Source organism: Calditrichota bacterium (genome assembly GCA_016867835.1).
Classification (GTDB): domain Bacteria; phylum Electryoneota; class AABM5-125-24; order Hatepunaeales; family Hatepunaeaceae; genus VGIQ01.
Genome location: VGIQ01000113.1, coordinates 1 through 8,736, shown reverse-complemented (window position 1 = coordinate 8,736; position 8,736 = coordinate 1). Strand labels below are relative to the sequence as shown.

Annotated in this window: 5 protein-coding genes; 3 read left to right on the top strand and 2 right to left on the bottom strand. The window is 55.8% G+C overall.

Translation table 11 applies throughout. The features are described 5' to 3' along the window. On the top strand, nt 1–1,855 hold a 1,855-nt coding region (locus tag FJY67_10040; protein MBM3329793.1), incomplete at its 5' end, for a bifunctional homocysteine S-methyltransferase/methylenetetrahydrofolate reductase. A gap of 105 nt (nt 1,856–1,960) precedes the next feature. Here the strand turns inward: FJY67_10040 and FJY67_10035 are convergent. Together FJY67_10035 and FJY67_10030 are read right to left on the bottom strand one after the other, a co-directional pair. After that, a complete protein-coding gene (locus FJY67_10035; protein MBM3329792.1) occupies nt 1,961–2,191 on the bottom strand; it encodes a hypothetical protein in 231 nt (76 codons plus the stop codon). 90 nt (nt 2,192–2,281) lie between these two features. Continuing rightward, nucleotides 2,282–3,412, bottom strand: a complete 1,131-nt coding sequence (locus tag FJY67_10030) for an aspartate--ammonia ligase (GenBank protein MBM3329791.1) — start codon at nt 3,410–3,412, stop codon at nt 2,282–2,284. Between the two features lie 1,084 nt (nt 3,413–4,496). Between FJY67_10030 and FJY67_10025 the strand changes: the two genes are divergently transcribed. Both FJY67_10025 and FJY67_10020 read left to right on the top strand, forming a co-directional pair. Continuing rightward, nucleotides 4,497–7,253 (top strand): T9SS type A sorting domain-containing protein, encoded by a 2,757-nt coding sequence (locus tag FJY67_10025; GenBank protein MBM3329790.1) that lies wholly within the window; start codon nt 4,497–4,499, stop codon nt 7,251–7,253. Between the two features lie 77 nt (nt 7,254–7,330). Beyond that, nucleotides 7,331–8,736: hypothetical protein (locus FJY67_10020; protein ID MBM3329789.1), on the top strand; the 1,406-nt coding region annotated here is incomplete at its 3' end.

Below are 8,736 nucleotides of genomic sequence, written 5' to 3'. Positions count from 1 at the left end.
GAGAGACTGGCTAACCGTTCGCGAACGCCTCGTCGGCCCCCCCATCCTCGTCGATGGAGCCATGGGGACGGAACTTTACCAACGCGGCGTCTATGTCAACCGCTGCTATGACGAACTGAACCTGACGCAGCCCGATCTGGTCGGATCGGTGCATGCCGATTACCTGAAGGCTGGCGCGACGATCATCGAGACGAACACCTACGGCGCGGCGACGTTCAAGTTGACTCCCCACAACCTTGCCCAGAAGGTTCGGGAGATCAACCGGGCCGGGGTGGCTATTGCCCGTGCGGCAGTTGAACGTTCCGGTCGGGAAGGCTATGTCTGCGGTTCGATAGGGCCGCTTGGACGGCGTTTGGCGCCGCTCGGAACGCTCACGGCGGGCGAAGCCGAAGCCGCCTATCGCGAACAAGCCGAAGGGTTGCTCGACGGCGGAGTTGACCTTATCTCTGTCGAGACGATCATCGATCCGGCCGAACTCACGGCGGCAGTGCGGGCGGTGAGATCGCTGTCGGCGGATGTCCCCCTTTTGGCGCAGTTCACCCTTGCGGACTGGGACCAGAGCGCCTACGGGGCAACGATCGAACAGATGGCGGAGGTTTTGAACGCTCTGCCGGTCGATGCCATCGGGTTCAACTGCTCACTCGGACCGGCGAAACTGCTCGACGCCGCGCGGCAATTGCTTGCACAAACGAGTAAGCCGGTCTCGCTGATGCCGAACGCCGGTGAACTCGAATGGGTCGAAGGACGGCTCATCTGCCGCGCCACGCCGGAGTATTTCGCCGAGTATGCCAAGCGGATGGTGCAGGAAGGCGTCCGGATCATCGGCGGCTGCTGCGGTTCGACACCGGCGCACATCCGGGCAATGGATGCCGCGCTGCGAGCCGTCGTTCCCGAACTGGCGCGGGTCAAGGTTCCGGAGGTTGTCGTTCCGGTTGCTGCACCCCGGGCAGAAGCAGAGAAGGTCGCTTATGAAGACCTCTCCCCGCTGGCTCGAGCGCTCGCAACCGGGCAGTTCGTGTGGTCGGTGGAGATCAACCCGCCGCGCAGTCCGGTCGTCGGGAAGATCGTCGAACGCGTGCGGGACCTGAGGGCGCGTGGCGTAACCGCAGTCAACGTCCCCGATGGACCGCGAGCCTCGGCGCGGCTTTCGGCAATGGTGCTGGCGAGCATCGTCCGGCGCGAAACCGGCATCGATGCGATCCTGCACTACACCTGCCGCGACCGGAACATCCTCGGCATGCAGTCGGACCTCCTCGGCGCCGAAGCGCTCGGCCTCGACAACATCCTCTGCATCACCGGCGACCCCCCGAAGTTGGGTGATTATCCGATGGCGACGGCAGTCTTCGATGTCGACGCGATTGGCTTATTGAAGATAGCCGACAATCTGAATCACGCGCTCGATCTGGCCGGAAATCCAATTCCGCGCGGAACGACCTTTCACCTCGGCTGCGGAGCCAATCCGGGGGCGTCCGATCCGGGCTATGAAATCGAGCGCCTGCATCGCAAAATGGCCGCCGGAGCGCGGTTTATCATGACCCAACCGGTCTTCGATGTCGAACTCTTCTTTGCGTTTCTGGACCGCCTGAACCGCCCTGATGTGCCGGTGCTGGTAGGGATACTGCCGCTTGTCTCCTACCGCAACGCCGAGTTCTATCATAACGAAGTGCCGGGGATGCAGGTGCCGCAGGCGATTCGCGACCGCCTCCGGCGCATCGATGACAAGGATCAGGCAGCTGCCGCCGGCGTAGAGATCGCGCGGGAAGCGTTGCGGGTCTGTGCCGACAGAGCCCGGGGAGCCTACATCATGCCGCCCTTCGGCAAGACCGAACTGGCGCTTGAGGTGATGGGGGAATGAGCGGAAGGGGAAAATGGAAAGTGGATAGTGGAAAGGGGATAGGGGGATAAGGGGAAAGGGTATTCAAGCAGATGGGAGGCGCCTGCACACCCAGGACGCCATTCATTATGTCGTGCCGCCGGGTGTCCCCACCCGGCGGGGTGCGTCAGATTGTCTTGTGCCGTCGGGTGTCCCCACCCGACGGGGTGCGTCAGATTGTGTCGTGCCGTCGGGTGTCCCCACCCGGCGGGGTGCGTCAAGTTGTGTCGTGCCGCCGGGTGTCCCCACCCGGCGGGGTGCGTATTGTGTCTTGCCGTCGGGTGTCTCCACCCGACGGGGTGCGTCAGGTGAAGACACAGACGCCACATTATGAGCGATAAGCGACGCCCGGAGTGAGGGGCAGGTTGGAATGACCTGCCCCTCACTCGTTTTCTGCTCCCAGGAAGACTATTCGAGCACGTAGATGTTGTGCTTGGCGCAGATGTCCTTCAGAATCTGCGGCCAGACTGTAACCGAGACCTCGCCCAGATGCGCCTTCTTCAAGAGCAGCATCATTGTGCGCGACTGGCCGATGCCGCCACCGATCGAGAGCGGCAGTTCGCCGGTTACGATCCCTTGATGGTAGGGCGTCTTCAGGAAGTCGAGTTGATGCGCCATCTCGAGTTGCATCTTCAACGTTTCGGCGTTGACCCGGATGCCCATCGAGGTTAGTTCATGACGACGGTGCGTCACCGGATTCCAGACCAGGATGTCGCCGTTTAAGCCGTGCGTATCCTTGCCCGTCTGCTCGCGGGTTGGCGTGACCCAGTCGTCGTAGTCGGCGGCGCGCATTTCGTGCGGGTAGCCGTCGGCGAGCGGCCAGCCGATGCCGATGATGAAAACCGCCGGATACATCTGCAAGACCTGCGTCTCGCGCTGTTTGCGGGGCAGGTCGGGGAACATCTCGAGGATCTCCTCGGCCTGGAGGAAGACCAGTTCATCCGGCAGGTTGGGATACTTCCTGGAGTTCAGTTTCGGATACTTGCCGAGAATGAACTCCTCCGAGCCCTTCAACACCTTCCAAATGCCGCGGACGATCCCTTTCAGAAACTCCAGATTGCGGTCACCTGCGATGATGACGCGCTCCCAGTCCCACTGGTCGACGTAACAGGAATGGTCGTGATCGAGGAAGTAGTCCTTGCGGACGGCGCGCATATCGGTGCAGATGCCTTCGCCGACCTTGCAGCCGAACTGCTTCAACGCGACGCGCTTCCACTTGGTTGCGGCTTGCACGACCTGCGCGTCGATCGGATGCTGGTTGTAGTCGTTGTTGATGTGGAACTGGATGGGGGTGCGCGAGCCGTCGCGGTCGAGCATGTCGTTGACACCCGCTTCGACATCGACGATCAGCGGCACCTGGACCATCATCAGGTTTAGTTCCTTGCAGAGATTCTCCTCGATGAAGCCCTTCAGGTCGTAAAGGGCGTGCATGGTCTCGCGGCGGTCGAGGAGCGACGCATAGTCGCGAGGCAGGACCCTTTCGAGGTCGGTGTAGTTGCCGATGCCGGGTCCGGCGAGATCGGCGCGTTTGTCGGACATGATGACTCCAATATAGAATGAGCGAAGAACGATGTCGTCAGGCGCCGTCAAGTCCGGCGATGCGACCACTCGGTTGCATTCTTAACGAGGACTTGCGTGAGGCGACTAATTTCAGATATTCTTATCGTATTGTAGCAAGATGTGTTCCAAGTGATGCCGGGAGTGTTTATGGCAAAGGTCCTCCAGTCGTTCTATAGATTATGTGAAATGACGCACATAGTAATGGGTGCAAATGATAGTGGTACTCATCAGTAGGACCGGCATTCCTGCCGGTCCAAATTACGGACATGAATGTCCGTCCCACTGATACTATCATTCTGAGTCTGTTGACAAAAGCCAGAGCAAGGCTTGCCTTAAGCACGCATCATGCTGACGAAAGTCAGCATCCAGTCTGGATTCCGGCTTGCGCCGGAATGATGCCGGGACTTCTTCAACAGACTCATTTTTGTGCCTTTTCAATATATGGTTCGGAGTGAGGCGGGCGAGGGAAGTAGGCAGGTGAGAAAGGGATAATGGGGGGGGCTGCAGGCAGGCCGGAAGTCACCTGCATATCGGACGAGGGCGTCCGCCTAATGGTGATCTTGACCAACGAGGAACTGGTCATCGCCCGCGATACGCGGGAACTGGTGCAGTAGTAAAGGGGGAAGGCGCCGCCTGCCAGCCGCAAAAATAGTTTCGCAGGGATATTGACAAAGGGTCTTCCGAACCGTATATTTTTTGGTACGGCAGAGTTGCCCCTCTTGAACTCCGCCATGACCGCTGCTGTTCCGTATCGAAACTCCCACCGCTTCGCCCCATAGGGCGAGCGACTATCATAGAGATGCATCAAGTTAGGAGGTTCGAAATGGCTATGCGTATGTCCTCTCGCCAGATCGTGAGCACCCTCACGATCGGAGTCGTCTCTCTCTCTCTCTCTCTTCTTTTTTAGCCTGACTGCCGGAGGCGCTATGGCTGCGACCTACGTCTTCGGCGAGGACGGGCAGAACCAGGATCTAACCGGCACCGGCGGGCCGGGCCTTACGAAGGCGTCCTGGACGCAGGCAACACTATCTTTGAATTCGGTGGAAAATCCACTGCGCTCATTGTGACCGATGGCGACGCTTCGGTAACCCTCACCAACTGCACAGTCCGCCTCAGCGACAACGACGGGCTTTACATCGCCGGGGACGACGTTGCGCTGGAGATGGATGCCTGCACCATCAGTTCGCACTACGGCACCGGGCTCAACACTTCGTCCGATCCAGGCAGCACCCAGATCACTTTCGAAGTTACGAATTGCCAGTTCAGTGCGATGGGTGGATCGGGCGCTGAACTCGGCCGGGAAGGTCAATACTACACAATGAGCGGCAACCGCTATGAGAACATCACGGCGCCAGCCTTGCTGCTAAGAGGTGCCATACGCGGAGAATCAATCAACGAGATATTCAGAAATGCCGGGACCGGAATTCTCTTCGATAATTCAACTCACACCGGCGGATCTTACTACAACCTTTACAACTGCGCCATCTACGACAACGCGACCGATGGCATCCGCATCGCTGACCTTGACTATCAAGGCATGCAGCAAGATGAGAATCTGAAGGTTCGCATCCGCAACTGCAACCTCTGGTCGAACGACCGGGACGGCCTGCGTGTCGAGGGCTGGGATCCGGACTCATATCAGGATGGCGAAGGGAACAATATCTGGCCGCAGACCTTCGATCCCGAGAATCCGACTTATATGCTCGAGTTGAGTTACAACATCTTCGGCGACAATGGCGGCACCGGGATCGATGTCACCACCGCGACCGATGATCCACCCGCGATCTATGAGTTCAACGCCTTTCAGAACGACGGTGGGATCAATTGTGATACTTCCGGCTGCATTGCTGACGGTGCTGACGGGGTGGTAGTGCGGCTTGTAAGCGAAGCCTCACCATTTGACTTCCACTTCTTGTGGGAAGGGTCGAACCCGACGGGCGAGGGCATCAACGCCTTTATGAACGTCAATCACGACGCCAACTGGCTCGATGTCGGGTCATCGGACGTCGATTGCGGCATCTTCGGCGGGCCCCACGGAAACAGCAACCGCAACGAAGCCGGGACCGCGACGCTCGAATCCTATGTGAAGTTGGGCTCGAGCGGCACCGGCGTAATGCCATGGGCGGTTTACTATATGTTCAGCGACTTCACAGTTGCTCACGTGGATGCAGGAACGGAACTAATGATAGAGGGGAACTCCTCCTTCATCGCCAAAGGTCAGTATTGTTTCAAGGTGAATGGCACCATTGTTACAAACCCAGAGGTTGGGGGTATGAGCAACGGAACCATCCTCTTTTCGCACGACGGCGTGGGCGGTGCAGGGTGGAAGGGAATTCGCTTCTATGGCAATGATAACAATGCCGGGAGTATTCTGGAAGACCTTTGGGTGGAACTCACCTACTCAAATTTCGCCGGTATCGATATCAGAAGTTCCGACGATGGCGACCCAATCAAACTGACTGACGTTTATGTAGATGAGTGCGGAACCGGAATCTACATCTACGACTCAAAGGTCATTTTGACGAATGTGGAGGTTGTCGGCTGCACCTACGAGAATGTGCTGATGTCCACTAACACTCCTCAAGACCAGGTTGAAGTCCGAGGCTTGATCTCTCGAAATAATGATGGAACCCAAACGACATCCAGTGGGTTGCGGCTCTACAATTCGAATCCATGGATTGGACTTCATGACGAGGAGTTTGAGACTAGAATCGTCAACAATGGCCAGTTTGGAATGCGCTGCGAAAACTCCTCGCCGGTAATGACCTCGGAGGACGAATCCTTGGGAAATGTTGACTTTATGCAGAATGCAGCCGCTCAAATTCAACTGCGTGGAACCTCCGACCCGCTTGCTGACGACGGCTTGAACAACATAGTACCGCCCGATGAGAGTGTGTGGGCGGTGGAGTTCGTTTCCTACACGGCGGGCGGTTGGTCTGCTATCGGCAACTGGTGGGGCACCAATGACCCCGAGTCCATTGAGGATGAACTCTTCAGCAATCCCGCTCTCATCGACTACAGTGATTGGTCACAAAACTATAATGCTAACGTTCAGAATCTTCGGACCGCGCTGAGATTGATGAATCGAAGGGAATATGGTGAAGCAATTCCCTACATCAAGGCGGTTGCCGAGGACGAATCGATGAGGGGACGGCGCCATACTGCGCTTCGTTATCTCCATGGCTGCTTTGAATATGTGGGGCAGGGCTATGAAGACCTAAGGGCTTACTATGCCGAGTTCGCCGCCGGCTGCGATGACCCTGCCCTCATTTTCACGGCCGAAAGCGAAGCGATAATGACGCTTCACAGCGAGGATCGCTACCGGGAATGCCTGTCGGCATTGGAGGCGAGGAGGGAACGAATGGAGTGTCTGTCGGATAGCATCGAGAATGAGAAACTAATTGTAACTGCCCGGATCGCGCTCGGCGATGCCGATGAACTGAACTCTGCCATTGATCGCGATGTTGGTGTTTATCAGTTACAAGAAGGATTCGCTGCACTTGACGACCTTCTCGAATCAGAGGGGAATCGGCCGACAAGCCCGGCCCTGCCCAGCGATTTCGGGTTTGGATCGCTATTCCCGAATCCTTTCAATTCCCGGATTTCAGTCCGATTCTATCTTCCAAGTGAAGCGGTTCTCGATTTGGCAATATACGACATTACCGGAAAGAGAATCGGCATTATCGCAAGCGGAAGGTGGCCTGCAGGAGCACATGAATCTACCTGGAGCGCGAGTGGCATCAGCGCAGGTATGTATTTCATTCGGCTTTCCATACCAGAGGTCGGAAGTCGGACGTCACGTCTGGTTCTGATTAAATAGGAAAGTTGAGCATCGAGGGAGTCGGCATGATTAGGTAGAATCCTCATCTGCCGACTCCTATATGCTCGGATTACAGAATGAGCACTCGATCCTTTGGGTTGGTTCTCTTATTGGTTGCTCTCAGTTCCTATGGCATGCAACCATATTCAAGCCATCCTATTAACATTGAATTGATTGAGCCTATTATTGATAATGAAAATGGCTTCGCTCGCTTCAATGTGGGAATACAAGGCATAGAGATAACATTAGGCGACACGAATTATAGACCTTATCGCCAATTTCGATTCGATCCGACAGCGGACGATAGTGGAGATGGTCGGCTATATGTGATTCCCATTGGAGATGGATGGCATGATCTCATTGTGCATCGAATGCTCCCGGGCCATGGCTATGCCGATCCCTATTTATACCGTTGGCATGTCGGTGATACAGGATTTGTGCCTGAGCAGATGCGGGAACTCAATCTGTCATCGGAGTACTTGGGTGTCCGCGATGCCAAATTGCTGCCAAATGGAGATTATATGGTGTTGCTTTACGATATTCGCGATAACCGCGAGTTGTGGTATGCCGGGCGGATTACGTCCGAAGGCGAAATGATATGGATTTTGTTTCTCAGTGCAAGAGGCGATCAAGATAGGCCTAGGTTATTTAGAGGCATTTTCCCAAGTAAGGTCAATACCAATCAATTCTTCTATCTTGCAGAAGGCCTTGATACAATCCAGATTCGAGGGCAAAGAATCTATTACTTCTCAGCGAATACATATCTTGTCAACACTGAAGGAGAACTCGTATCGTATAAGAATCTTGTATGGAATAACGACTTTTTGATAAATTACATTTACGAAATGTGCCCACTGAATAATGGCGGATCTGCCATCATTGGAACTCGTCCGGGACGGTTGCAAGTATTGATGACCGATTCTCGAGGGGATAGTATTGCAACCTACTTCTATCGCCGCCCGCATATTTTGTCTAATCATACTCGATCAATTCTTCTCGATGAAGACCGAATCCTGATTCATCATGTGTATGAGGATTCCATAGGGCCATGGTATGACCGGCGACTTCAAGCATTTAGTGCGTTGCTACTAATAGACACCAATGGCGATTCGTTGGATAGTTATGTTTTTCCTATAGATACAGTTGCAAGCTATACCGGAAGAAACCCAATATTTAGGCATCAAAATGGAAAGGTGTCGGTGTGGCATGATGCACCACTCTATCTCTTTGGTCGGCGCTATTGGAGCGTCATCCACACCTTCTACCCTGACGGCGTACCCGATGCCGTCCCTGACGACGGCGATATCGGAATCCCGCCCTACGCGATGCACCTCTCTGCCTTCCCCAACCCCTTTAATGCAACGCTCCAACTCCACTACACCCTCCCTCGCCCCGGCTGGTGGGCATTGCGTCTTTACGACACCCGCGGCGCCGAGGTACAACTGTTGAAGGAAGGCTGGATGCCCTTCGGGCCGCATCAACT